The organism is Exiguobacterium sp. A1_3_1 (genome assembly GCF_048985645.1).
Lineage (GTDB): Bacteria > Bacillota > Bacilli > Exiguobacteriales > Exiguobacteriaceae > Exiguobacterium_A > Exiguobacterium_A indicum.
On the sequence record NZ_WBYY01000024.1, the window covers coordinates 1 to 25,970 of the forward strand.

Below are 25,970 nucleotides of genomic sequence, written 5' to 3' on the forward strand. Positions count from 1 at the left end.
GGGCTCGGAGATGTGTATAAGAGACAGGTCTCACCCTGCGTGATCTGTTCGTAGAGTTCATTCAATTCCTTATATGTCTCGCGCGCATCAATCCGGTCGACATTGTCCTTTGCATTCTCGAAGCGCGTATTCTGCTCCGCCATCGACTTGTTGATGGTCCGAATCATCTCTCGTTTATCCGCCGTCCCGATGTCGAGCGTCGTCAAGACACCGGGGAGGTTGAGGATCGGTTCGAGCCAAAAGTCGTAGACGGTCGATTGATACTTATAGACATGGAGGCAGGCGAGGTACCCGTCACCGGTCCGGACATAGTTCGGTTCGAAGCGGAGTCCGCCTTGCGGCTGGATGGTTTGAACGAAAGTCGGGTTGTAGCCATCCTGTCGTTTGATCGTCTCCGGGTCCTGCTTCCGTAGAAAACGTGTGCGCCACATGGCACCATCACTCCTTTCCGTCCTGAGTCGGTTTCGTATTCGGGTTGTGCAGTTGGAACAATACATGCGTTTTCTGTTCGAGTGTCAGTTCGACCATCGGGTTGCTGCGTCGAAGCAGTTTCGTCAATTGATGCTTTCGTTCCCGGAGCATTGCCTCATCCGGCGCATAAAAAAAGAGGAGATAATCACGATTGGTGCGATGCTCCTCGAGGTAAATCAGTTCCTGTTTCTTCTTCTGCAGAAACGGACGATAGGCAGCGTTTTGATTTTGCCGCAGCTGTCGTTCGATCCGTTGTTTCTGTTTCTCCAAATTGAGCGGTGTATTGAGCGGAATCACCTTCAACGGATGCATATACGCCTGTAACAGATAGGCAAGGGAGAAGATGTCATGATCCTTCTCCGTCTCGGACAAACCGTAGATATCCTTCGAAGTTAGCTGGATGATATCGCAGAATGTCCCGTCCTGCATCTCGAACCCATCGAGCACTGTGTCATCAACGATCGGTAGCAGAGAGGCGACAGATGGCGGGATCCGGACGCGTTTTTCATTCCGTATTGGAGGTGTCGTCAGTTGCATCTCATCGAGCCAAGTAATGTCTGTCGTCGGAATTGTTTTAGATCGTTTCTCTTCCGATAAACTCATTCCATCACGCCCCTCTCGATTCATCCTTGCCGTCGGTCAATGCGATATACGTGTCCTTCTTCTTCACCAGCGCGTAATAGAGAACGTGAACCATCCGTTTCTCTGGATTCGTCGTCGGCCGGATGACGATGAATAGTCCGAACGCGACCAGGAAGAGCGTAAACGGCAGATGCAAGACGTCCGGGATGAATGGAAGGGCAATCAACCGGACGATGATCAAAGCGACGAGAAAGAGTAAATCATAGAGGTAAAGCATCTTATTGATCTTCAGCTCGGTCGTGACTTCGTTCGGAATTCGGTACTGGCGCTGGTGCATGGTCTCACTCCTTTTTCGGATCTAGCCGCGGGACATCGGTCGAGTACATCCGGGACGACTCTGACGTCACACGTGTCTGCGTTCGTTCGATGTGCTTGAGTTCTTTTTGTGTCGTCGTCTCCAGTGTTTGATAGATCGACTTTCGTTGCCGCTGTGTTCCGGATGATGTTTCCTGTGATTCAGTGATAGAAGGTGAAGGATTGCTCGTTCCTGAAGAGGAAATTGTAGGTGCTGCGTCTTCAGGTGTATTAAAAGAATGTTCAAATACGTTAGATTTCATATCAGATGTTGACCCTGAGTGAACAGAAGATGGATTAGGTACACGAGATCCAATGGGTTGTTCCGACGGTGAAGTAGGTTGCGATGCGACAGTTGTTTCAGAGGGATTGAACGCATCAGGTGAAGTAGTCGGTTGTTCCTTCAGCGATCCATCGGGCATCTTCGGTTGTGAAACAGGTGTTTGCGATGATGACGGAGTAGTCGCAGGTGATTGTGATGAGACGGAGTCCGAACGGCGTGGCATGGACTCTTTTGATATGGTTGCAGTCGGACTCTCCGAATTCATATCGTGCGTCGATAAATCAGTGGATTCAATGCGCTGGTTCTCTTGTCCAGTTGGTCGTGAAGTGCGCTCTTGTGCTTGCGAACGAAATGGCACACTGTCAGACGAACGATCCGGACGACCCGTTGGTGTGCCACCATTAGGTGGTGGGTTCGGTGGTAACTTTGTACTGGCAGCTTCTGAAGCGGATGGAGTAGTTGGTCGTGATGTCCTCTTCATCGTCTGTCCAGCGACACGAGCCCCGACTTTAGCTGTACCTTTCCCGACAGCATACGCACCAAGTGCGACACCCCAACCACGTTTCAGACCCGCATCAATCCCGAAGAGGCGTTCGACCATGTTTGGTCCATCAATCAAGGCAGCGGAGAAAGCGATCAAGGCGATCAAATAGGCGAGACCATCGAGTGTATCAGCAAGATAAGCCGTCCCAATCGTGTAGAGCTTAATCGAGACGAAAATCAAGATAATGACGAGGAATGTATTCAGGATGCTTTGAATGACTTTCTTCGTCTTTTGTCCGCTGTGCAGGTCGGCGGGGGCGACTAAAATCGCTAGAACATAATTAAAAGCCAACTCGAACGAAAGGCGAGCCAGCTTGTAGGCAATCGAGAAGAGGGTGAAGCCCATCACGCCAAGGGTGACAAGAATCGTCAACCAGTTCGGATGATAGCGATAGTAGTACTGGTTATTCCAATCAAGTCCGCTTTGATCGAGTTCGCCTAGTACTTCCTCACTACCGTCCCAAAGAATAAATGATTTTGAAAGTTTTGATCCAGTAGTGGAGATGTCTAGTTTATTGCTATCGAACACCTCATTAATCTGTAATCCTTTGATTAATTTGGTTGGAACATTATTTTTTGCGTCGTTTTCTGTATAGTTTTTAAAACCATTTTTATCATATGCTACTAAATCATTTAAATTTTCTTTGAGTATTGATTCAGATATAGTTTCCTTTTCAGAACCAAATAGACTGCCACTTTTAACTTGATTGACTGCCTGATCTGTGAAGTCATTTAGTTGTTTCATTGTAGGTGAGAGAAGTCCTAAAATCATCAATGAGATGAAAATATTGATAAGAAGACCTTCTCGATCGAATTTCTTTTGAAAAATGATGAGATAGCCTGTAAAAACAAAGCTGGCGGCTAATAGTACATACAAAAAAGGTTGAATCGTCTGAACGAATTCAACCACTTGAGGATTATTAAAGAATGTTTTGATCATCAAAATATCATCTGTAAGACTTTCGAGAGAATCAATCAACAAAGAAAGCCCTCTGACAAAAATCCAACCCACAGTTCGTAAAGCGTCGTTAACTAGATTACTTAAATTGAAAAGACGTTCGAATTCGGTAAGTTTCTGGATAACCTGAGCATCAGACATATCTATCCAGACCTCCGTTTCATTCTATTTATTATTAGTTACAAACTCATTGACTGTATTAGTAAAAGTCTCATCAGTCAGGCGATTAATATTTAGTTTATCTTTGATCTTTCCTTTCGACACGTAATACAAACGTTCACCTTGTAGCGTAGATGTGTATTCAAAGTTTGCTCTATCCACTATCTTTTTAGCATCAGGTTGAAAAGTATTATAGATGTTGATAGGTACTTTGTTTTTTTTCGCTATGGAATCGAGTTTATTTTGATATGAGCCAATATCTCCGTCTTCCTCTTTTAAAATCAGTAGGAATCCTTCTTGTTTTCCATCCATTAGATTTTCTACCTTGGATAACTTTACTTGATTCGCATGACTAGAGTCTTCAGTTTCACTACAACCGACCAAAAGTAACGCAGCGGAAATCAATAGTCCGGAGAGTACTCGTTTCGCTTGCATGCCTCCACCCCTTTTCCTATGATGACACCTGTTTCGGATCCGTTAGATCGCCATTACTGACGTGAACCCGGAAATCGAATGTGTCTATAAGCGTAACAGTTTTTCGGTCGCCTGAGTCTGGGTCTTCTTCCTCAAATATAACCAGGAATCCGTCCCGGGTCTGGATGTTTAAGACTTCTCCGCGACGGAGGCGCTTCTTATTCTCCTTGATGATGGTCGCGATGACGCGGAGTTCACGCTGAACGCGTTCCGTGCGTGTCAGTTCTGTCATATGATGCCCTCCTTAGATGCCATGCCGAAGTTTCTCGAGTCGTTTACTGATGATTGTTTTCAAAAAGTGACGCTGATTGTCCGTCACAGGTATTGTTTTATCTAGAATGCCTTGCTCGAACAGATCAATCGATAACGTATCGTATTCGGTCGTCTCAAAGATCGAGCGGAGAATTTTCGGCTGCAGGACATCGAAAACGCGCCATTCTGTTGCGTCAGGCGTCTCCTTATCCGTCTCAATTGTTTTCGATGCAACTGAGGCGCCGAGATGGAACGGGACACGAAGCGTATTCAGGTCGAGATGGGCATGTGCACAGGGAATGACGAGATCGTTGACGGAACGGTCCGTGTTAAAGTCATCCGCCAGGTATTCATAACGATATTTCATCGCCGTCCGTCCGGTCAGGAAAAGGGGATAGGACTGGATCCGTTTCTGTTGTTTGTCTTGCCGCTTGATCACACGGATGATTAACATCTCACCTTCCTTCAGTCCCATCACCTCGGTTGCCGTCAACAAGCGGCGACCATCGACACTCTCCGTCTTCGACTTTGAGAGCGAGAAGGTCTGTCCAGAACGAGACTTTGTGACAATCGTCTGCTCCCCAAGCTTCTTCGAAATCAGTTCTGCCGTCGACTCATCTGCTGTCAGTAGGTAGTGCGTGTTTCCGCAGTTCCCGTCGATGGTCTTCCAATCCTCTCCGTAGAGATTCTCGAGTTGCGCATAGGACTGGATGACGAGGTTGAAGCGGATGTTTCGACCGAGACAGACGGTGATGATGTTCGCCATCCCTTCAATCGCTGGCATGTTCCCGAATTCGTCGAGCAGGAAGATGACCTGGCGTTCACAACGTCCGCTCGCCGCTTTTGAGGCGACACGTGCCAGTGAGGTATAGACTTGTTTGACATACAGTGAGGCGATGACATTTAACGTCGGATCATAGTCCGGGACGATCAGGAATACGGCGACCGGGCGCGGATGCTGTCGAATTTCCCGGATGTCGATCGGGGCATCCGTCGTCCAGTCGAAGAGACCGTCCGTTTCGTCTTTTCGACCCGAGAGTGACACGGTGTACTGCTGTCCTTCACTTTCTAAGATGATATCGTTATCCACTTCGAGGTTTTCTTCGTGATGGAGTACGAAACTCCCGTCGTCATCCGTCGTCAAGGCGAGTTGTTTCCCGCTTGGGAAGTAAAACGTCAACCGTGACAAGGGAAGGGAACGTCCACGAATCCAACGGTTGAAACCGATCAGTTTCATATCAAGTGAGTTTTGTGCCGTTAAACGTGCCGTCGCATCGAGTGTGAAAATCCCGAGCTTAGCATTTGTATTGGCGAGAATGCTCGCGCGCGTCTGACCACCGGAAAAGTGAAGCGTCGCGTACTGCATACGTGCCGGATGATTCTCCGGAAACGATGCGAAGAAGGCGTCGAGTGCCGATTGTTCCTGTCCCATTCCATCGATGACTGTGCGTGAGCCGAGATCGGATAACATCAAAGCGACGTTATACATCGTGATCTTCTCCGGTTCATGTTTTGCTTGTTCGCATAATCCGAGAATCAGGGCGGTGCAAAGGTCCGTCGAAGAGTTACTCCAGAACGGATCTTTCGCCTTCGGATCATGATAGAGCATGTAGGCGACCGAACGGGCATACTGTTGGGCGAGGGAGTAGTTCTCGTCCAAATAGGCGTCGATCGTCAGTTGCAGCAGGTTATAGGACATTGATTGTGACGGGTTCATCAGGTTTAGGACCTCGACCTGATAGCCGCGTGCTTCGAGTGTTTCTTTAGAGGCGGCGAATAGTTCACCCTTCGGATCATTGATGATCAGACTCGCTTGGCGTTCGGCACGACTGTAGAGATCGATCGTCGAGAAGACGAACGTTTCACCCTTCCCGGATCGGGTCGTCCCGATGACGAGGTTATTGACGGCACTGTCATCGATGTAGAGGCGATCACGATAGCGACCGACCGGGACACCACCGGATCCGCTGTAGGTCTCCTTACGGTCTGGAACATCGCGATACTGCTGTTTCAGCTCTTGGAACGTCGTGAAGCGGGCACTTCCTTTCTGTGCAGCCTTGAGATCACGGAAGTTGAGCCAATACTTCAATAAGAGAAACCCTCCGAGTAGGAAGCAGACACCGAACAAAGCGAGAGCGAAGGAGGTCGACCAAGCAAGCGTCGTCCACCAATTCGGATCGTACTGAAGCGGGGAGCCGGTCGTCATCTTCCCGTCCTGAAAGAGATTTTGAAATGTCGCTTGTAGGAATTGAGATGCCACATTGAGTATTAGGAACAAGAGAATAGGTAAAGCAATCAAGAAGACAAAACAGCGCCAAAACCAGGTAGACGAAAAAATAGATTGTAATGACTGTGATTTATTCATTATTTCAATCACCATACTTTCATTAAATAATCTTATAGATTTGTCTTAGCTTCGCTTCGAGCGACTCATTTAGCTTCTTTAACTCTTTTTTATCTTTCTTCTCCGATAACTGGCGCTTTTGATCCTCGAGTGCTTGAATCTCTTCGTCCAGTTGGACGAGTGTTGCTACTTGCTTCTTTAATTGCTCGTCGTTGATCATCTTGACGCTTTCTTGAGCCTTCATCACATCTTTCAATGCGATGTAGGCACGTGTTTTGGCTTCCTGACGGGCAGTCGTCATCTCGACGCCCGTAAGCGAGACGGCACGTTTATAGTCTTTCTGCAAGATAGCAAGGTCGAACGTTCCTTCGTTCGTCGGATAAACGGCTTGGAAGGCTTGTAGCGTATCCTGGCGATTGGTCGCGAATCGTTTCGACTGCATGATGATCGTCTCGACATCGATTGGATCCTTCGTCACGGAGACCGCTTGGTCGTAGTCCTGTTCTTCGACGTATTGTGTGATCAGGAAGTGCTGTTGTTCATCGTTCAACGACTTTCGTTTTTCCAGACGTTCGACGAGTGGACCCGTCTCTCCCGTCAACGCTGCTTCATAAAGAGGTCGCCAATCGGATGTTTCCGCTTGGACGCCGCTCGGTGGATCAGGTTGAACGAGTTGGACAACGGACAACGCACCGAGGAGCAAGAGGCTGACACCGCTGACGCCGTAGACGAGACGACGTTGCCCGCGACGTAAGCGGGAGACGTGTGTCGCATTCGGCTGTTGTTGAATCGCTGACGCCGTCATCGTCTTGTAGGATTCCGGTGTCAAACGTTCCAAGTTCTCGAGCAATAAAATTTTCTTTGTTGCATCCTCCTTCCGGATCCGGATGCGTGGGATCCGGTCTTTCAGCTGCAAGTAAAGATTGGGGTAGGTCGGATCACCGAACTGGAACGTCCCTTTGTAGACAAGTTGGTCAGCATCATTAAAAATCCGGAACTCACTCGAGAAGCGTTCGTTTTCTTGCTGGGCTTCCTGATAAACTTGTGTCGATAATAAAAGCGCCTCCTCATATGGGAGACGCTCATAGTTCGGAAAGCCATCTTTCGGTACATCTGTGAATCGGACGAAGAGCATACATTCTCCTCCTTTGATGCGAGACATCGCAACGAAAGCAATAAAAAAAGCCATCCAATTTTGGAATGACGGTCTGTGAAATCACTTGTTCAATTAGAATTTGATGTTGTCGTTGACCATCTCCGCCAGCGTGAAGGCACCCATGACGATGATCAGACCGACGGCACCACCGACGAGCCAACCGACCGCTTTCGAGCGTCCACGATCTCCCCCGAAGATGAAGTAGAAGCCACCAACTGCGAAGGCGATGGCTGCCGCGATGACAGCGAGTCCTTGAAAGAACTGGAGTAAGCTGAGTCCTGTCTCATTCAATCCCATCTGTTTTCCTCCTCTCAATCTCGTGACGCGGATGCAGGCGATGTGAAGTTCAGTTTCGAGTCGAGCGCTTCTAAGATTAGTTCCTGGTTCTCCTGGATGACGAGTTGATGCTGGGCGTCGAGCCACTCCTCATAGTCTTTCCCTTGAATCCGGAGCAACTTCTCAGCAAAGGTTTTGTTCTGCTTCTGTTCACGTGTCGGCATAACATACACTCCTTCCTTGAGATTGATGCGCAGCAGCACATCCTTAAGGACAGTCGGAGTCGAGCAGGGCGGTGGGGTTAGAGCACGTTTCCCCACAAACTCTAATGTCCGGTACCAGACATCTGTCTAGGGTTTTTCGTTGACCCTCAACGGATACGTGACCTGTGGGCGAGTTTTAGGCGACTCTCGCCAAACCATTTTTGCGTATATCCCGCTCATCCGGTCACACATGAGGGACACGCCAGTATGTGATTGAAGGACTGTCCTTAGCGATATGCTGCTACAGTCATCATTTCTTCCGGTCATTGTTTCGTGTTACTCCATAAGCAGATACGTATTCATAGATAATTCATTGATGAACCAGTTTGCGGCGTGAGACATGAATCAGCTCATCATTCGGGTGCTTCCGTTTTGCAATGACTTGATTCTCACCGACGACAGTACGGATGCGATAGTAGAGTTGCGAGATTTCCTGTGTCTTCTTGCTTTCTTGTTCAATCGCAATACGACCATGTAGTTGATAGATCTTACCGTCAAACGTGCGAACGGAATCCGCAAGCGGAAGTTCAGCCAAATCGAAGCGTTCTTGCTTCAGGTTCGACCAATTCCGTTTCTTCTCCGTCCTTAAGTCGAATTCATCCCAAGGAATGGATCCTAGCGTCTGCTCACAGGCTGTCGCAAGAATTTGAACATCGAGGATAGAAGGAATCGAACGATTCCGCTCATAGGCGCTAATTGCTGCCTGTGAGATTTCTCCATACGTCTTTTCGGCCAACTCTACCTGACTCCAACCATGTTCTAGACGCTCTCGTCGTAACCACTCTCCGAATCGGTACATATACATGCTCCTTTCCTTCGAGAACCTTAGTATGACAATGTTTTCCTGGTGATAGTTAGAATATAGCAGATTATTCTGTCAATTCAATCGTTATTTTGATGTGTCAAAGCTATTACGAACTTCGAATTTTGATAAAGACAGTTCTATCAACATCTTTTTGATGCATTTCTAAAAAGTAAGGTAAATATGTATTCAAACTGTAAAATAGGCTATCCCGATAGAGTAGTGTATTTGATTAAAAATCTAGCCCTAGAATTGATTTTTGTGATTACTCTCACGACTAAATGTTAGTTTTTGTATAAAATATAGCTATTATCAGTTCGGACGTGCCCTATTCCATGTCACTCGACGATTTACATAAGACATCACTAGGGAGGTACATCCATGCAAACATTTAAATACTACGCTGTCGTCACACCTGATCTGGAGGATTATTGCTATCTCGTTCGATTTCTAGATCAAGAGAATGTTTATACTCTGATGGCGAGACACTCTTAGAAGATGTCAAACATGCTTAAAAGGTCCTCAAAGAAATTTTAGAAGCAATGATTGATTACAACCTAGCCCCGTCTCCGCCCTCAAGATTGAAGAAGCGGAAAGTCTGATTTCTCTCGAGGTTCACGTTACACCTCGGGAAACGGATGGCGTCTAAGTAGAAACTCATCGATGCTATCTATGCCGATGAGGATTAAGTTTTAGTGAAGCATGCTTAAGAAAATTTACACGACGATTTCTACTTTTATAATTAAAAGCTGATATTATACAAATACCTTTTTCTCAATGCGCACGTATATGTAGGACTATCAAACATTTATAAACCAATAAGAATTGGTTAATAGATAATGAGTTTGTATGCTTATTAACTGAAAGAGCGGATCCTAATAGGACTCCGCTCTTTCAGTTAATGTTATTCAAAAAATTTAGATTGAATTTGACCTAGTTTTTTTAGTTTTCAATTCGTACATCATATATATTAAAATTCTTTAGTCCGTTTTTGTCTCGAATGATTCCTTGATACTCAATCGAATCATTTAGTAGATTAATGACGGTCACTTGGAAGTTTGACTTTTCGACAGGGGATACTTGATATAATCGTTCGTCAGTATTAAAGATTTGTGTTCGATTAAACTGATTTGGATACTTAGCAGTTACTCGATGTTCACTCAATTTATCTGTCTTAAAATCGTAAATTCTCCATACAATGTCTTTACTTTGGTCTTCAGGTGAATCATACAGTAATAATTGACGGTTGTCGGAGATTAAATCCATTGAACCATTATATGCAAACTTATTTAATGCTTTAATTTTCTTAACGGATTTCCCATTATCGAGATAATAATCAAACGTATTGATCACACCATTCTCATCAGTTGTTTCTAAAATGTATAGTGTTCCAAATTCATTTGAAGAAACAAGTGTACGAGATTGATTTTGTTTTGGAGGCGGCGATACAAGCGGTACTTCTTCTATATGACGTTTTTTGATATCAAGACGTAGAATTTTCATATCTTTACTTGGACCATAGGCATTCTGTGCAATATAGAGTTGTTCTTTGGTGTGACCAAGTATTTGAAACACATTCTCATTATCTTGGTATTGATGACTGTTGGTTGTAGCATAAGGGAATCGCATTTTTGTATATTTCTTAGTTTTTTCATCATAGGATTGATAATTGATATGATCGGACTTCAGTTCAATTCCGTATGTATAGGTGCCATATTCGCTAGAGGATACATTTGTTCCCCGAATGAAACGATAAAAATCTTTTGGGTAGTTAATATCAATCGGATCATATAAGCTGGTTAAATAATTTTGTTCAGAAACCTTGATTGTGCCATCTAACTTTATATCATATAAATTAGGTTTGACTCGAGCGCTTGCAAGTTCGATGTGAAGATCCTTTACAGCATCATCTGTTGCCTTTCCTTGTACAGATTCGACGACGTATTCTGGTTCATCGATCATTGCAGCATAACCGAAATAGCTCCCGATCGTAATCAGACTCAATCCACCGATTGCTAATACATGTTTATAACGTCGCATGCGTTTCGTTTCACTCCTTAAATAGAGATTTTATGATTCAATAACCGGATGCTTTTCCAATAGACATAGACAAAGTAAAGAAGGAAGTAACCGATAACAAACGTCGTGATTTGATCAGGGTATAGAAAATGCGTGTTCTCAAAGAAATAAACAAGTCCTACAAGAGGAACGATGAGCAATACAACATCCATCACGACATGCAGGATTGCTAAACGTTTACGATAAGAACGTTCAATCAAAATAATGAGGAAAACAAAAGAAACAACAAGAGTTGCTACCAAAAGGATAATAAACGTATCCGCAATATTGAACGTGTAGAACATGCTTATAACTCTATTCTCTCCAAACACTCGCTTGGATTCCATTAAATCTTCAGGCATTAACCATTTGAACAGTGACCCACTTAATAAGAGAACAATCCATTGAATGCCGATGAAGCTCGCAATCGTTAGAATTACCGCAGTTAATTTCGACATCAAGATTGCAGTACGTTTCCCAGGTAACATCAGTAGTCGATAGATATACTTCGACTCACCAAACCAATCACGATACCAAATCTGGAAAGCGAGTAAGAGTATTAACATCATGGCAATGGCAATAATGTACTGGAAGTAAGAAGTCGCATCACCAAAATTAAGAGGACCACCCGCTAAACGAATTGCTTCCATTTGTGAGATGCGATCCACACGCATATACTCTTCAACGTTAGACTGATAACTTTTTATTTCATAGACGACAGAAATAAATTCTAGTACTACTAGTCCAACAAGAGCAATCAGATAAAACTTAGCTCCGCGTTTTAATTCTTCATTCAATAACATTATGAATTTTTTCATCGCTGGAATACCTCACGCATCCGGTCCTGAACCGATTTTCCATATAACTCACGCATCTCCTCAGCATCATCTTCATGGATGATTTTACCGTCTTGTAAGAAAACGACTCGATCAATCAAGTGCTCGACCTCTGCTATTTCATGCGTCGTCATTAAGATGCCGCGTCCTTCCATGTAGTGACTTGAGAAAATCCAAGCAATCTGTTCCTTCGTAAAGAGATCGATACCTGCTAATGGTTCGTCTAGCAACAAGTAGGGACGATCGAGCGAGAAACCGAGTAATAAATTAACCTTCGCTTTGTTTCCCTTTGATAAGTCACTAATCTTATCCGTTGACAGGAGTTTGAAAAATGCCATCAATTCTTCTGCCGTCTTGCGATTCCAATCTGGATAGAAGTCTTCCATATAAAGAATCGCATCCCCAACAGTCATATAACCAGGCATCGTCGAAAGGTCCGGCACAAATGCAATCCGCTCACGCGACATTTCCCCATCCACTACAATCGTCCCTGCGTCCAGTGGGGTGAGCCCCATAATACTTTTTAAAATCGTTGACTTCCCTTCACCGTTCAAACCAATCAGACAAGTGAGTTGGTTCGGTGGTACCGTGAAGGATACGCCTTGAAGTACAGGACGCTTTCGTCCGTATTTTTTATGTAAGCCGTGCACCTCAAGCATCAAGCTCACCTCGCTCATTGGTTTGATACACGTTCTGAACCGTCGACATAACTTCATCAAGTGGCACTTGAATCGCTTGTACTGCTGTGACAAACTGTGCGACTGCCTCACTTAATAATTCGGAGCGTACACGTTCGACGACTTGTGGATCAGTCGTGATTCTACTTGGTACATTTCGTTCTGTCGTGATCAATTGTTGTTCCTCCATTTCCTTATAAACTTTCTGTGCCGTATTCGGGTTGATCCCTAACTCTGCAGCAAGGGCACGTCGAGACGGAATTTCCTGTCCACCAACAAACTCTCCAGTCGCAATCCGTTCCTTAAACCAACGAATGACCTGTAAGTAGACGGGACTTCTTTGATCGAATTCCAAGTAATTCACCTCTTTATAATCAATGTATTAAAACAATAGTACATCCGATTACTGTATCATACCGACAGTACATCACAGAGTCAATCTTCTTTACTAAATTCCCATTAATTTTCTTAAAAGCCCAATCGTCTTTTTAATCTTTTCGACATGCATGAGTTACTAAGCTTCTTGAATCTTAAAAATCCCTTTCTTCAAGATTTTATGACGATGATTTATATTTTTAAAGATCTTATATGACAGAGAACAAGACTGGTAATTAGATTCTAATAACCATGCTGAATCACCGTCTTTTTTCATGCCAAACACAAAATGATACTGCTCTTAAGGTGTTAGATGATGTTTTCTTTACCTCATAAAAAATCGTCCTAAAAGGATAAGAGTTTTTATTCATACTCAATAAACGCCCACAATTTTTTCTTAGGTTTATCCCGGTATTTGCCTTAAAAAATATCTTAAATAATAAGGGGAATTCAGGTAAAAAATGTAATCATAAATGATATGATTGATTATGGGTAACTGGAAAGGGGAGAGGTTATATGCTTTGTGCATCTCTTTTTTATTGGAAGAATAACTTTTAATTAAAGGGAGAACTCATAATGAAATTAGAAACTCAGAGATTACTTGTTATGCCATGTACAGAAAAAACAATGGAAATCGCTATAGAACAGTCATATGATAACGGACCTGAGGTTTCATTCTTTTTAGCAGAGTTAAAAGAAAAACCGTACTTATTATATTGGGGTAGTTGGTTCGTTATTCGAAAAATAGATGGTATGATTATCGGTGATATTGGCTTTAAGGGAATACCTAACGAAGAAAAAGTCGTGGAAATAGGATATGGTATTCTTGAAAGCTATTGTAATAATGGGTATGCAACAGAAGCATTAAAAGTACTTATTCAATGGGCTTTTGCAACTTCGAAAGTTGATAAAGTAATAGCTGAGACAGTTCATGATAATTTTGGGTCAATTCGAGTACTTGAAAAACTAGGAATGAGAAGAAGTAGTTTGACTGAAAAAATGATCAATTGGGAAGCATCGATATAAAAATGATAAGATAGATTCTACTTTACGTTTTAAATTAATGGATATATGAGAAGTTAAAAGAGGATGCGTGTGCATCCTCTTTTTCGTGTAATGGAAAATGAATGTGTAACGGTATCATGTTCTTTTCCTCTTGTAGAAACCTTCAATGATTTTATAAGAGTGTAGAAGTCGATGCTCTTACAAAATCATTGCCGAAAAATTCATCTTTCGCTTCTCTCGGTCTTTGATTTGATAAGCAGAAAACCAACAGGTCGTTGGAATTCGCTTAGAACTTACAAAAAGAACCAAATGTTCGATACTAAATTTTATTAAAAAGAACAAGGCTGAGAAGGATAACAAGCAAAAAGGCAAGAACTTGGCGAGATAATCAGTTACGAATCAAAAACAGGCGTCTACAACGCCAAAATCGATGTTTATTAATACTCGCGAAAGAAAACAGGACCGCGCGTTGACTGAAAAAGGTGTCTTGATCTTAGGCAAAGAGCGAGCAAACGAAGTCATTTGATTTGCTAAACATCAAGTAGGGCGGAGATTGATTATGCTGAAGAAAGCCGCAGAAAAGAAAAAGCAAGCCAAGATCAAAATAATCAAGTGCAATGAGAGAAGTACTGAAATGAAGCGTCAGAAATCCTTATAGTCAATTTTAAGCGGAAATGTGTGTTTTAATACGTTACAGAATAATGAATAGACTCCCTCAGAATCGCTCCTTGAATGCTCTAAAAGAGAGCTATCACGAGGATAAAATTTAACCGCTCTGCGGGACTAATATTCAATATGTGAGAACCTGCTAAACGGAGAGAGATCCCTTTGTAATTGAGGAAGAAGGGGAGTCGATCAATTAATAATGACCTTACTCAAATATCGGGTTCAAGAGTTTCTTTGATATAAATTATAGATTCTACATCAAGTGCATATTGAGAACCATTGCTTTTGTATAAAAAAAAGTTTTTACTTTCGCTAGTTTTTATAGACATGATTTCAAAAAGTACCTCATCAAGGGATTTATCGGAAATATTGAATTCTTCACCAGTAGTAATTTTAATTTTAACGCTCAATTTTTTCACTCCCTTTCTCTTTGATGTCTTTATTTTACCAAATAAAACACCCAAATATAAATTGATTTTAAGTAAATAAACTTTAGAGTTTAGATAATTTAATAAAAGCATCCTTAACGTTTTAAGTTGCTGTGAGATCGTTTCGCTATTGTAATCATCAATCATGCCAGGCCTCATCAAAATCAGATGCTAATCTTTCAAATGCCTAAATAACGATTCCATCGAGACATTATCTAGACAGTTTTCTCCAAAAGACGTGGATGGAAGTATTTTCATCTCTTGGATACGTGTTTGATAAGCAGAATGCGCTTATTAAAATCTGTGAAAGGGAAACTATTTATACACAAAAAAAAAGAAAACAAGTAAGTGAACCCTTTATACCCCAACACTTTAAAAAGAAATGGAAAGAACGTTATCCTTACACTTAAAAAGATTAATTTACTCTTTGATAAAAAGGTTAAATTGTAAAATAGTGATGTGACGTTCTCCTGCTTGTCATCTTTGTTATGATTAGAATGAAAGGAGCACGATTACATATGATGATGTTATTTTGGATCGCTTTAGTTATTTGCCTTATCGGTCTTGTCTTTACCTTAAGAATTGGTCAAAAACCTTCAGAAGAACAATACGACTATAAAACCTCAGCTAAGAACATGTCATGGATGTACTTCATTTTTTTACCGATTATTCTCATTTTGTTGGGATTTCTCTACTATTTCTTGAGTTAAAGTAAGTCGATAGCTATTTATACGAAAAAGAAGAGAATGCACATCATAAAGAATGCGCTCTCTTCTTGCTCTCAATAATCAAATGTGCAGACCAGATTATCGCGATCAGCATCAAGTGACTTATGTTTGAACATTTTACGTTCTAGCAGCATTTGAATAACGCCGAAGTACATCATCTTTCGATAGAGAATTGGGACTTTCAAATTCTATAAAATAGTCTAATTGCCACTTTTGTGTTGCGATGGCTTGTTTACTCGCTGGTTGGTCCCAACTCGGATAGACACGAATTGCCATTTTTCCTTTCGTCTTATCCGTCTTAAGGATCTTATGTTCCTTTAACACTTCCCTCGGAAAAGCAAATTGACCAAATCGATTCGAGTCAGTGAACGTATTCACAACTAACAAATCCATCGCCGTTTCCTCTGAAAATGGTTGATTTTTATTCAGTGTATCCTTTTCCCAAATCACTACAAACTGACCGAGTTTAGCGGGGGTCACTTTAGCAACTCGAAAGCGAACGGAAGTTTCCCCGATATAGAATCGTCCCGCTCCATATGTAGCATTCTGCACTTCTTCGCGTATAGCATGTGGCGTCAATCCACAGGGTACATATAGTTGTTCATTGATATGTGCTAACGCTATCCAAAAATCGTCCATTCTTATCTACCATCCTTTATCTTACTTAGAGCGTTAATTGAATTGATATCAAACATCGAAAGTTGTCGACAACACAGCTATTGATAAAATCTCAATAGAGCACGTAGTACTCATACTTAAATTGTAGAACCTTCTTTTGTTTGAAGTGACGACATTAGTTGATAAAAGTACGTAGCATCGTTTGTTTTATTCAACTGATACCATGCTTCTAACGTATTCGGTTGAAAGACATCCATTGCGCCAATTGTTTCTCTTGCAAATTCGAGCGGGGCCACACCGGAAGCCGTAATCAATTGGCCGTCTCTGACGACAGAACCGTTTTGATGCAACGTGTTTCCTCGATATGCTGGATAGATCATTTCAAGATAAGATTGGTCATTACTCGTATGATGGAAATGTTCTAAGTAACCAGCTTTTGCCAAGCCATGGACAGCACCACAAATTGCTGCGATGAATGCCCTTTGATTGAAGGCATTATCAACTTGTTTTAACATAAGGTCGTGTATTGGATGCCCCCAACTTTCTCCACCTGGAAGCACGATTAAGTCCTGTTCACTCACGTTCATTTCTTCAACTGTGATATCGGGCTTAACGCGAAGCCCGCCCATCGTCGTTATCGTATCTCGGCTTACACCGACAGTAATGACATGTAAGGGCTTCTCACCCCTTTTAAAGTACCGGCCTGATTTTAATTCAGCCATTACGTAACCGTATTCCCAATCCGATACTGAATCGAAGACATAAAGATACATCTGCTTTGTCATTTTTCCACTCTCCTAAATATGCCATAGGCTTATTTTAGAATGGTCTTCCTGACACCTACCGTCAGTAAAGATCAAGTTTGAGAATGAAATTCTACTAGTTCCAAAAGGCGCTCGACAATCAGTTGCTTAGCCTCCGTAGGGGAGAGTACCTGTACTGCCGTTCCATATGTAATGAGTAAGCCTGGTATGTATGTTTCTAGCACAGAAGTCTCAATGAAAAAGACAATTTCTCGCTGTTCTTGTTGTTTGATACAGTTCTTCAAGTACCAGTGACGACTAAGCTCTTCAATGGCTGTCTCGGTTCCTCTGATGACAAGATCAATTTTCTTCGATTCATTCGTTTCACTGCTAGGTAAGAGTTCGGTCAAAAAGAGATCTGATTCTCTGAATGATTCGGGTAGGAGAAAGAGATGATCAGTCACAGTCAATTGTTCAATCCGGTTTACTCGGAAATTACGTATCGCGTTTCTCAAATGACAATGTCCTGTCACGTACCAGGCACTTTTCCAATAGACAATCTTGTAGGGATCTACTCTACGCTTCTCAGTTTTTTCAGCGTTAGGGCGTCTATATATAATCTCGATACTGAATCGCTTTAAAATCGCACTCTCGATGCGGGAGAGATTACGTGCTGCGGAAGCAGTTAATGGGACATGTTCATGCGCTACTTCAAGTGCATCAATCGGAAGCTGCAGTGCATCCGTCTCCTCTACTTTCGAATGTCGATTAATTTTTAAAATGGCATTCTGTAAGCTTGTACTTCCGTAATAGCCTGCTTTTTCAGCAAAGATCGCTGCATGGTAAAGGGCACTCTGTTCCTCCTGATCAAAGTAGAGAGGAGCATCTACAAAATGATTCAAAAGAGTATATCCGCCATTCACACCCGTTTCAGCAACAATAGGAACTCCACTCATGGAGAGCGTATCCATGTACCGATAGACGGTCCGCACATTCATTTCTAGCTGTTCAGCGATTTGTTTTGCCGTGATTTTATTTCCTTCTCGTAGTAGCCATAAGATAGCAAGTAAGTTATCGCTTTTTGCCACAATTCTCGCCTCTTTTTTATTTTTGTCATTTTTTAGTTCATTTAACTTTATGATGTAGGCTAGCTATGTTCCCTATCTATCTCATAAACATACAGTTTTGAATGATTTTCCTGTTTATTAAATGCTCCTTTAAATGCATCATCTCACCTATTTTGCATTAAAAAGAAGGGTTCTAAGATTTATTTCAGAAGCACTTTAGAACTAGGCGTAAAAAAGAAATAGATGGGTATTTATTACTTAATATGATTCATTTTTCAAAAATCAACGGCAGAGATAGGGAGGTTTTAGGAAGAGAGGAGATTTCGTCATGATTCATCTGGTAAACGATTTAATAGTCAATTTAGCGCTCATTGCACTGTTCGTGCTACTCTCTCTTTTTTGCTACAAACGTCTTACAATCGAGTCGCATACTACTACCTTTATGAAAAAGTACTTATTCGTGATCATCTTAGCACTGATTGCCTGTTATTGGGTAATCATTAACGAGATCTCGTTTCGCGGTTTTACATTCGACTTCTCGATCGTCCTGCTAATCATCGCCCTCTATTATGGGGGGACAAGTTACGGGATCATCACATGGTTCATTCTGTTGATGTGGCAAGTTGTGACCTTAACGAACGATGAGTTTTTTCTATTCCCTTGGATCTTAATCACTTACACCGTCATCTTGAGTATTGTCTTACTGTTAAAGCACTTATTACGAGACGAGTTCAAGACACTCCCCCTTATTATCACCTGCTGTTTACTTATCCACTTGCCACTCGTCTACATCAGTGAAAACGACATGAATTCTTTTGTGGAAAATGCGATTTTATTTAGTTTTTATATTGCCTCAGTAGCCGTCATCATCCATTCATTCCTGTATTATGTCAAACAACATTATGGACAAGTGAGACTACATCAAGAATTAGCACTGACGGATTCTTTAACCGGGCTTCATAACCGTCGTGCCCTTGAAGATCAAGTGGACTACTTTATGATTGCCCATCCCTCATTTACGGTCATGATGATTGACATCGATCACTTCAAGTTCGTTAATGATAAATATGGACACGACCAAGGAGACAAAATCTTATCACAGATCAGTGATTTGCTCGGAGAACACACGCCGCATAATGGTATCGTCGGTCGATATGGAGGAGAGGAGTTCATGCTCCTTATCCCTGAAACACACATTTCTTATACAGATCAATTGGCAGAAGACATTCGAGTATCTTGTGCATCGACACGCTTTCATATCCATCAGGAAGAGTACATTCATGTTACCCTATCGATCGGGATCTCTTCATGTGATTCACGAACATCTGTCAGCTTCATGGAAGTAACAAGAAGTGCAGATGCAGCTCTGTACGAAGCGAAGCATCGCGGACGAAATCAGGTCTTTAAATCTATATAACCGGTTTCTTCATTTTTATCTAAATTAGGTGAGAATACTCCCACTTCTAAACGTCGTGGATGAAGCCCCAGTAATAGTGAGAGATGAATCGCCAACCTCCCTTTCGAGTACATTATCTGGAAAGGAGGTGCACATCATGTTAAAGCATTCCGCGTACAAGTTCGTACTACACCCGACGAAAGAGCAAAAATTTCTGATTATCAAGACGACGGTTATTCGCGCTTTGTCTTCAACTATTTCTTATCGAAGTGGGAAGAGACTTACTAAGAGACCGGAAAAAGGGCTCTCTTACGGCTCTTACTTCCGTTGTTGAAAGAAGTCGATAGTACGTCCGTACAAACGAGCATCAAGCATCTGGCAGATGATTGATGCTCGTTTCTTCAAGAAGCAGAACGTACGCCTACGCTTCAAGTCGAAGCGAAACCTGTCCAATTCTATAAGCCGAACATCCAAGGTATGTCTCAACTTCCGGAAGTCTCGATTTTAGGCAACATGATTAAACTTCCAAATCTGAAGTGGGTACGTTTCGCGAACTCGAAGCTGGTAGCAGGACGAATTCTGAACGCGACGATCCGACGCACCGCTTCAGGCAAATACTTCGTTTCCCTGCTCTTTGCACAGGACATCAACGAACTGCTGAAGATGGGTGTGTCCGTCCACATCCATCACGACCGTGATATGAACGCAGAACCGAATCTCAAACAAGGAGAAGAACGTATCTTAGCTTCTTCAACCGCCAGAGCGACGGAGTTAGCCTGATCACGTTTCGACCGATTGGTCGAATCACTCAGGAATCCACCACCTCTAAGTAAACCGAAGGGGGGAGTTCAGGAGTCTATCTAGATTGGGCTTTTTCTATCATTACATCTATATCACTTGTTTTTCATAGTCTCAGTGTAAACAATACTAGTATTTAAATTTTAAAAGTAAAAGAATTGAATCACGAATAGAAATTTAAAAGGAAAGTTTATCATCAAAATCGATGAATAAATCTTTTTTTGATTATGATATCCGTATGACATAATTTTTTTTACGTTCAATCCCCTAATAAAACATGAAAAATATGGAATGTGGGTATGAAATAAATGTCGAAGTACCACTACATATCATAACGTATATATTCATTTTTTATGACGCTAAGGGAGGGCTTTATGGATAATATTTTTAATATTCAATGCACGGAAGAAATCTTAAATCGTATCGATAAATTAAATAAGAACTCTCAACCTAAGTGGGGAGCAATGGACGTCGCTCAAATGCTATCTCATTGCTCCGCTTTTCAAGACATCGCCATGGGATATTCTACTCCAACAAGAAGTTGGTTAGGTTTCGTTGTAGGAAAAGTAGCAAAGCCGATTTTTTACAATAACAAGCCGTTACCAAAGAATATGTCTACTATCCCAACTATTTTGATCGTTGATCCAAAAGAGTTTGAAAATGAGAAGAACAAACTTAAACAAAAAATTAAAATCTTCCAAATGAACGGTCCAGAAAGTTGCACGACTCATCCACATCCTTTTTTCGGAAGGCTTACTGCTGAGGAGTGGGGAAAAGGAATCTTTAAACACCTTGATCATCATCTACAGCAGTTTGGTGTGTAGACCATTTCTTTTGTCACCTCATTTTTTTATTTAATGGAATGAGAATATTTTAAAAAGATGCTCATCTTTTGAATTCTAGTTGCTCCTTCATTAGGATGAATTTTAGTTAACGATAAAATTGAATTAGCTTGTAGATAAAAAATATACTCTAAGTTGCTCGATACTAAATCTTACCAAGAGAGGTTGATCTACTAATCCATACAAGTGAGGTGCTAAAATGACGAAATCTTTTAGAGAATTGCAGATGTATAACAATTTTAATGAACTGGCCGATGATGTATTACAATTTGCACATGAGATTTTACCTCATCAAATGCTGTATCTATCAGCGATCGAGAAAGAGAAGCAACTGATCTTTAAAATTGCAAACAAGAAAGCTGACATTCCCATGACGGATGGGATGATTCTCGACTTGAATCACTCCCTGTGTAGTTTAGTAGACTTCGAGAAAAAAATACCATTGGTGTTAGAAAACATACCTGCAGAAGGGGATCTTGCGGGATTAAATGAAGCACTTGAACAAGCAAATGTTCGATCTTATCTTGGAATGCCAATTGTCCTAACGAATGGTGAAGCGTTTGGCACATTGTGTGCTATCAATGATGAAGTAAGTCTATATGAGGAAAGAAATATTGAGCTATTGCAACGAATCGTCCGTCTGTTCCTCTACTACTTAGAGTTAGAACGATTCGCTTGGAAAGATGCATTGACAGGACTCTACAATCGACGCTACCTTAGTAAACATTTTGAAGATCATCCTCACCATGCCGGAGCACTTTTCTTTTTAGATTTGGATGGATTCAAACGTGTTAATGATGTCTTTGGTCACGAAGTAGGGGATCGTGTCCTACAAGAAGTAGCTCGACGACTCCAACAGTTTGCGGGAGAATATCCTCATGCCCATGCGGTTCGTTTAGGAGGAGATGAATTTGTTCTTCATTTCGCTCATCAAGGAGAGCGAGAAGAGTGGGAACAGTTAGCAACACGCATCCTAATGAGTCTCTCTATCTGGGAATCTGCCTATCGTGTATCAACGAGTATCGGGATCTTAATGTATAGCGAAGAGAATGACCAACCTGTTGAAACGCTTTTACAACAAGCAGACGTTGCCTTGTATGCAGCAAAGGCTTCTGGGAAGAACACATATCAATTTTATAAAGCATTGACCAATTAAAAGATTACGATACACCATTAGTAAAATTTCTTATCTTCCTTTTATAGTTGTTTCATACAACTATAAAAGGAAGTAAGTTAGTTTATTAGCACCCATCATCGATAATGTTATTTTTATATGTAGCTTTCAATTAATTTCTACTAACAGATAAGTATTCTTCTACCGATCCTCGTGTTTTCTTTGCTCACTCTCATCCCTTAGGCAATCATATAGGATATAAGTCATTGATTTTTCTTTCGTCTCAAAATAAATAGTATTCTCTTTTTAGTGAGACAAAAAATAGTTGCACTAACTGGAACCTTTACTAGGACTTTAAAATACGTCCGGTCTTCACTTTCATCAATAATCGTGTTATGTCACCTTTTTACCCTTAATTAATTTACTTGTGATAATTATCTGTTATCACAAGTAGTTGTTTGTTATAATATTTATAGAGACATTATGTAATACAATTATATATCAAAAATTAAACATATATACACATGTATATTATTCATAATTTTATGTAACACTTAAATAAACAGTGGTTTACTTAGCAAATGAACAAAAAAGGCGTCAAAAAGAGGAAGCGTTAAGTAGAGAGATCGGAGGATGGATGATGAACGAAGAAGAAATGAACGAAATCGTGATCAGAGAAGAAGCAGCGCTGGCATTTGCTGATAGTCGGGAAAAGCTACTCGCAGTGCTCGAAAACGATCACTTAAACATGGAGGCGCTCAGCGACCTCGAGATCTTCGAGTTATTCTGGGCGACGGAGTTGTTTCCGATTTATAGTCAAAAAAGCCCGCATACAAAGCGGGCCTACAAACAAGATCTTGATTATATTCTCCGATTCTTTGTGACCAAGACACAGGGTGTTAAACAACTGACGATTCTCAACTTGCATGAGTATTTGAAGGATGTTCATGACCAGTACGCACCGCGGACTGTCAAAAGACGCAACGCCATGTTGCGGCGTTTCCTACGCTTTCTACACATTAATGATTATCACGCGCGTGACCTGTCAGTACAGGTGAAGGACCAGATGAAGCCGGAGCCGCTCCGTCGCGAGATTGACTTCGACGAGATGGAGGCAATCGCCCTCGCCTTTCGCCACACAGTGAAGCAGAAAAAGCATCGCGAGCTGTTGCAGCTGCGGAATGAGACGATGGGCTATCTGTTGTTGACGACAGGGATGCGGGCTTCCGAGTTATTAGCGCTACAGTTCAGTCATGTACATGAAACGCATTCCATCAACTACATCGAGTTTAAAGGAAAGCGTGAAAAGTGGCGACGCATTCCGTTATCTCAAAAATCAATCCATCTTATCGATCGATTAAAGCAACTAATGCAAATTGAAGGGGTAACGAACCCTTATATTTGTTTCAATATTAGGACTAATAATAATTCTATTTCTTATGAAGCATTGAGACTTATCGCTCAAGCAGCTTCCGCACAATTAACATCACAAAAAAATTCACCCCACTGGTTTCGCCGCTCTTTTATTACAAAGCTATTAGCGAATGGTATTTCTTTATATGAAGTCATGAATCTTTCGGGGCATGAGTCAATAACGACTACGAATACGTATCTTCAACAATTAAAAAAATCTAATTCAAATGTGCTACCTTATGATTAAGGGACTTTTTATATAAAACGTCAAATCTCCTTAATAATTAGACATTGATTAATATACGAGAAAATATAACATTTTTTGATCATTCTACTAAGTTTACTTGTATATTAGATTTTTATATAAAACGACCCTTTACCAGTGTCTAAGCCATTATGGCATTATTTAATTAAATGTACGCTTTTTGAGATGAAAACACCTTTTCAAATAACATATTTCTGTGGGTTTAAAAGACACACTAAGCAAACGTCCTAATTTTTAGACGTTAATTTAGCGTGTCTTTTATTAGCTTTTTTGATTTGGTTCTTCCAGGTCTAGTAATCTGTATCACGTACCTTTAAACTGTCTGTTGCTGGTTTCCATATGAACAGATCTGAATGTCCAATCTCTTTGCTTGTTTTATATTAAGTCCATTGAGTGTCTGGCGGAGCATATGTTTTAAAATCGTACGCTACAAGTAACTTTCTATAACCTGTACTTCCTTTTCTTTCTACATCATAATTTTTTAAGTACTCTTTTATATCTTCCAACTTAATTCGTCCTTTTATAACACCTGTGAATATCTCATCTTCTCTACTACTTCTACTTATATCCTTATCATCTAATATGTCTGATATCGTTTCATGTTTCTCTCCCATACCTTGTTTAGCACTCATCACAGATTTTATTTTATTCTTTTGAATATCCTTTAAGAAATCCGCTTTTTCTAAATTGGGCTGAACGGTATGAAAACCATAAATCGGGAAAAATTGACTTTGTTGAACATGTTGCTTATCTATCAAACTCAATACTTGATGATTCTCCTCATCAATATATTCAAAGTAATTTGAAATAATTTCAGCAATATCCTTAGAGTCATAACGAACGCTATTTTGTGAACCGATAACTAAAACTTTCTCATCGTTGTTGAGCGAATCAATATTGTCCGTAAATTTGACTTCTATACTGCCCCCTGCGTATATATCTTTAACGATATTTTGAACTTTTCTAATATCCATTGCTGATACAGGTAAATTCAAATTAGATAAAGGCTTATACAAGCCTATAAAATTATCTGTTTTTAGCTTGTTAATTCTAATAGTCGAATACCCTTCCATGTCTATATCATGATCGGTTACTTCTAAATTTGTTGATCCCTCTTGATATTCCACAAGTAAAAATTGTTTTCTGATTCGATCGGCTTCATGTGTATTAGGGTTTATGTAAGTAAATATGGTGCTTAAAATTTTCTTTATGTTTGTATCGCCAATTCCATAACCCAAAAATATTATAGGATTATGAATGAATAAAGAGAGTAGTTGCGCTCTAATTAATTCGTATTTTTTATCAAATTTTTCGTAATCTTTTCTCGTTATAATTATATTCTCTGCATCATTAATACACCCATGAATCTTATAAACAGAACCATACGGATTACTAAGTAAAATATTGTTTCCTATCAACGAGTTAAAGTCGAAAGTTTTTTCTATGAACGTGTCATAATTAGTAGTAATTACCGAACCAATGTTCTTTCTAACTTTTATTAACTCTGCTATTTCATTTTGCATGCTTTCTTTTTCGGTATAATTCTCTAACAGTAAAGATATATAAATTTTGAATCTACTTAAAGGTTTATCTTTTTTCATATTCTCATAGAATATCTCATTAGCTCGTTTAAGTTTACCAGTGTTTTTTTCCATACAAAATGCATTGAATTTCCCTTCTAGTTCTTCTGCGATCCCTTGATAATTAAATTGACCATTTTGGAGGGCATGCCTGGATTTAATATCGTAATAAGTTTCTTCTCTACCATATATTTCGTAAGAAATTGCATACAATAAACCATCCCAAGTATAGGATTCTTCCAAATAACGGAGGCTCATACCAGTGCCTACAAATAATACTGGATGATTAGTAAATCGATTAATAAATTCTTGGATGTGCATAGAACACCGCCTTATATAAATTAGTTACAAGATTATAATTCTGTAGATCGTACGTTTTTTTTTTATCTACTTGCATAATCCTAATATAACGTAATGTTTCTCTTGTACTACTGCGATATAACC

Annotated in this window: 25 protein-coding genes and 1 pseudogene; 6 read left to right on the forward strand and 20 right to left on the reverse strand. The window is 40.8% G+C overall.

From position 1 onward, the window contains the following. From F8N00_RS04245 to F8N00_RS04315, 15 genes and pseudogenes are all read right to left on the reverse strand, one after another. Positions 1–431, reverse strand: a pseudogene (locus F8N00_RS04245) (type IV secretion system protein VirB4); the annotation flags it as partial. Positions 432–438: 7 nt separating this feature from the next. Next, positions 439–1,074, reverse strand: coding sequence for a hypothetical protein (locus tag F8N00_RS04250; RefSeq protein WP_421017837.1), 636 nt, complete (start codon positions 1,072–1,074; stop codon positions 439–441). 4 nt (positions 1,075–1,078) lie between these two features. Beyond that, positions 1,079–1,390 carry a DUF5592 family protein gene (locus F8N00_RS04255; RefSeq protein ID WP_214749326.1) on the reverse strand — a complete coding sequence of 104 codons (312 nt, stop codon included), beginning with the start codon at positions 1,388–1,390 and terminating at the stop codon, positions 1,079–1,081. 4 nt (positions 1,391–1,394) lie between these two features. Continuing rightward, entirely contained in the window at positions 1,395–3,332 is a 1,938-nt protein-coding gene (locus F8N00_RS04260) for a pLS20_p028 family conjugation system transmembrane protein (protein ID WP_353047630.1), read from the reverse strand. Between the two features lie 24 nt (positions 3,333–3,356). Next, positions 3,357–3,785, reverse strand: a complete 429-nt coding sequence (locus F8N00_RS04265) for a hypothetical protein (protein WP_421017838.1) — start codon at positions 3,783–3,785, stop codon at positions 3,357–3,359. 16 nt (positions 3,786–3,801) lie between these two features. After that, positions 3,802–4,056, reverse strand: a complete 255-nt coding sequence (locus tag F8N00_RS04270) for a hypothetical protein (RefSeq protein ID WP_214749317.1) — start codon at positions 4,054–4,056, stop codon at positions 3,802–3,804. Positions 4,057–4,068: 12 nt separating this feature from the next. After that, the gene (locus F8N00_RS04275; RefSeq protein WP_421017839.1) at positions 4,069–6,282 is read right to left on the reverse strand and encodes a VirD4-like conjugal transfer protein, CD1115 family; all 2,214 of its coding nucleotides are present in this window, start codon (positions 6,280–6,282) and stop codon (positions 4,069–4,071) included. 181 nt (positions 6,283–6,463) lie between these two features. Continuing rightward, positions 6,464–7,555, reverse strand: coding sequence for a hypothetical protein (locus tag F8N00_RS04280; RefSeq protein WP_421017840.1), 1,092 nt, complete (start codon positions 7,553–7,555; stop codon positions 6,464–6,466). 93 nt (positions 7,556–7,648) lie between these two features. After that, the gene (locus F8N00_RS04285) at positions 7,649–7,873 is read right to left on the reverse strand and encodes a hypothetical protein (RefSeq protein ID WP_050678812.1); all 225 of its coding nucleotides are present in this window, start codon (positions 7,871–7,873) and stop codon (positions 7,649–7,651) included. 14 nt (positions 7,874–7,887) lie between these two features. Further along, positions 7,888–8,076 carry a hypothetical protein gene (locus F8N00_RS04290; RefSeq protein ID WP_214749308.1) on the reverse strand — a complete coding sequence of 63 codons (189 nt, stop codon included), beginning with the start codon at positions 8,074–8,076 and terminating at the stop codon, positions 7,888–7,890. A gap of 349 nt (positions 8,077–8,425) precedes the next feature. Further along, positions 8,426–8,914, reverse strand: a complete 489-nt coding sequence (locus F8N00_RS04295; RefSeq protein ID WP_214749305.1) for a helix-turn-helix domain-containing protein — start codon at positions 8,912–8,914, stop codon at positions 8,426–8,428. A 945-nt stretch (positions 8,915–9,859) separates the two neighbouring features. Then, complete coding sequence (locus F8N00_RS04300) at positions 9,860–10,957, reverse strand: hypothetical protein (protein ID WP_421017841.1); 1,098 nt, start codon at positions 10,955–10,957, stop codon at positions 9,860–9,862. A 17-nt stretch (positions 10,958–10,974) separates the two neighbouring features. Beyond that, positions 10,975–11,793, reverse strand: a complete 819-nt coding sequence (locus F8N00_RS04305) for a hypothetical protein (RefSeq protein ID WP_421017842.1) — start codon at positions 11,791–11,793, stop codon at positions 10,975–10,977. Then, entirely contained in the window at positions 11,790–12,470 is a 681-nt protein-coding gene (locus tag F8N00_RS04310) for an ATP-binding cassette domain-containing protein (protein WP_421017843.1), read from the reverse strand. Before F8N00_RS04310 ends, F8N00_RS04305 begins: the two co-directional genes overlap by 4 nt. After that, on the reverse strand, positions 12,463–12,843 hold the full coding sequence (locus tag F8N00_RS04315) for a GntR family transcriptional regulator (protein WP_200934657.1): 381 nt from the start codon (positions 12,841–12,843) through the stop codon (positions 12,463–12,465). The genes F8N00_RS04310 and F8N00_RS04315 overlap by 8 nt, the downstream gene beginning before the upstream one ends. A 596-nt stretch (positions 12,844–13,439) precedes the next feature. Between F8N00_RS04315 and F8N00_RS04320 the strand changes: the two genes are divergently transcribed. Beyond that, the gene (locus tag F8N00_RS04320; protein WP_421017844.1) at positions 13,440–13,889 is read left to right on the forward strand and encodes a GNAT family N-acetyltransferase; all 450 of its coding nucleotides are present in this window, start codon (positions 13,440–13,442) and stop codon (positions 13,887–13,889) included. 854 nt (positions 13,890–14,743) lie between these two features. On the opposite strand, the gene F8N00_RS04325 is transcribed toward F8N00_RS04320, so the two are convergent. The 4 genes from F8N00_RS04325 to F8N00_RS04340 form a co-directional block, all read right to left on the reverse strand. Then, on the reverse strand, positions 14,744–15,109 hold the full coding sequence (locus tag F8N00_RS04325; protein ID WP_421017845.1) for a hypothetical protein: 366 nt from the start codon (positions 15,107–15,109) through the stop codon (positions 14,744–14,746). Between the two features lie 698 nt (positions 15,110–15,807). Beyond that, positions 15,808–16,329: a MepB family protein gene (locus tag F8N00_RS04330; RefSeq protein ID WP_055966397.1), complete on the reverse strand. Its 522-nt coding sequence runs from the start codon at positions 16,327–16,329 to the stop codon at positions 15,808–15,810. 116 nt (positions 16,330–16,445) lie between these two features. Further along, entirely contained in the window at positions 16,446–17,093 is a 648-nt protein-coding gene (locus F8N00_RS04335; protein ID WP_055966394.1) for a type 1 glutamine amidotransferase family protein, read from the reverse strand. 71 nt (positions 17,094–17,164) lie between these two features. Continuing rightward, positions 17,165–18,139 carry a helix-turn-helix transcriptional regulator gene (locus F8N00_RS04340; RefSeq protein ID WP_055966392.1) on the reverse strand — a complete coding sequence of 325 codons (975 nt, stop codon included), beginning with the start codon at positions 18,137–18,139 and terminating at the stop codon, positions 17,165–17,167. A 307-nt stretch (positions 18,140–18,446) separates the two neighbouring features. Between F8N00_RS04340 and F8N00_RS04345 the strand changes: the two genes are divergently transcribed. The 5 genes from F8N00_RS04345 to F8N00_RS04365 all read left to right on the forward strand — a co-directional run bounded on the left by F8N00_RS04345 (position 18,447) and on the right by F8N00_RS04365 (position 23,928). Beyond that, a complete protein-coding gene (locus tag F8N00_RS04345; protein ID WP_055966389.1) occupies positions 18,447–19,535 on the forward strand; it encodes a GGDEF domain-containing protein in 1,089 nt (362 codons plus the stop codon). Between the two features lie 456 nt (positions 19,536–19,991). After that, on the forward strand, positions 19,992–20,294 hold the full coding sequence (locus F8N00_RS04350) for a hypothetical protein (RefSeq protein WP_075643103.1): 303 nt from the start codon (positions 19,992–19,994) through the stop codon (positions 20,292–20,294). Positions 20,295–20,686: 392 nt separating this feature from the next. Next, entirely contained in the window at positions 20,687–21,136 is a 450-nt protein-coding gene (locus tag F8N00_RS04355) for a DUF1569 domain-containing protein (RefSeq protein WP_075643104.1), read from the forward strand. Positions 21,137–21,353: 217 nt separating this feature from the next. Then, the gene (locus F8N00_RS04360) at positions 21,354–22,310 is read left to right on the forward strand and encodes a diguanylate cyclase domain-containing protein (RefSeq protein WP_421017846.1); all 957 of its coding nucleotides are present in this window, start codon (positions 21,354–21,356) and stop codon (positions 22,308–22,310) included. Positions 22,311–22,908: 598 nt separating this feature from the next. After that, positions 22,909–23,928: a tyrosine-type recombinase/integrase gene (locus F8N00_RS04365; protein ID WP_421017847.1), complete on the forward strand. Its 1,020-nt coding sequence runs from the start codon at positions 22,909–22,911 to the stop codon at positions 23,926–23,928. Positions 23,929–24,326: 398 nt separating this feature from the next. Here F8N00_RS04365 and F8N00_RS04370 read toward each other — a convergent pair whose 3' ends face one another. Continuing rightward, positions 24,327–25,847 (reverse strand): SIR2 family protein, encoded by a 1,521-nt coding sequence (locus F8N00_RS04370; RefSeq protein ID WP_421017848.1) that lies wholly within the window; start codon positions 25,845–25,847, stop codon positions 24,327–24,329. Positions 25,848–25,970 lie beyond the last annotated feature (123 nt).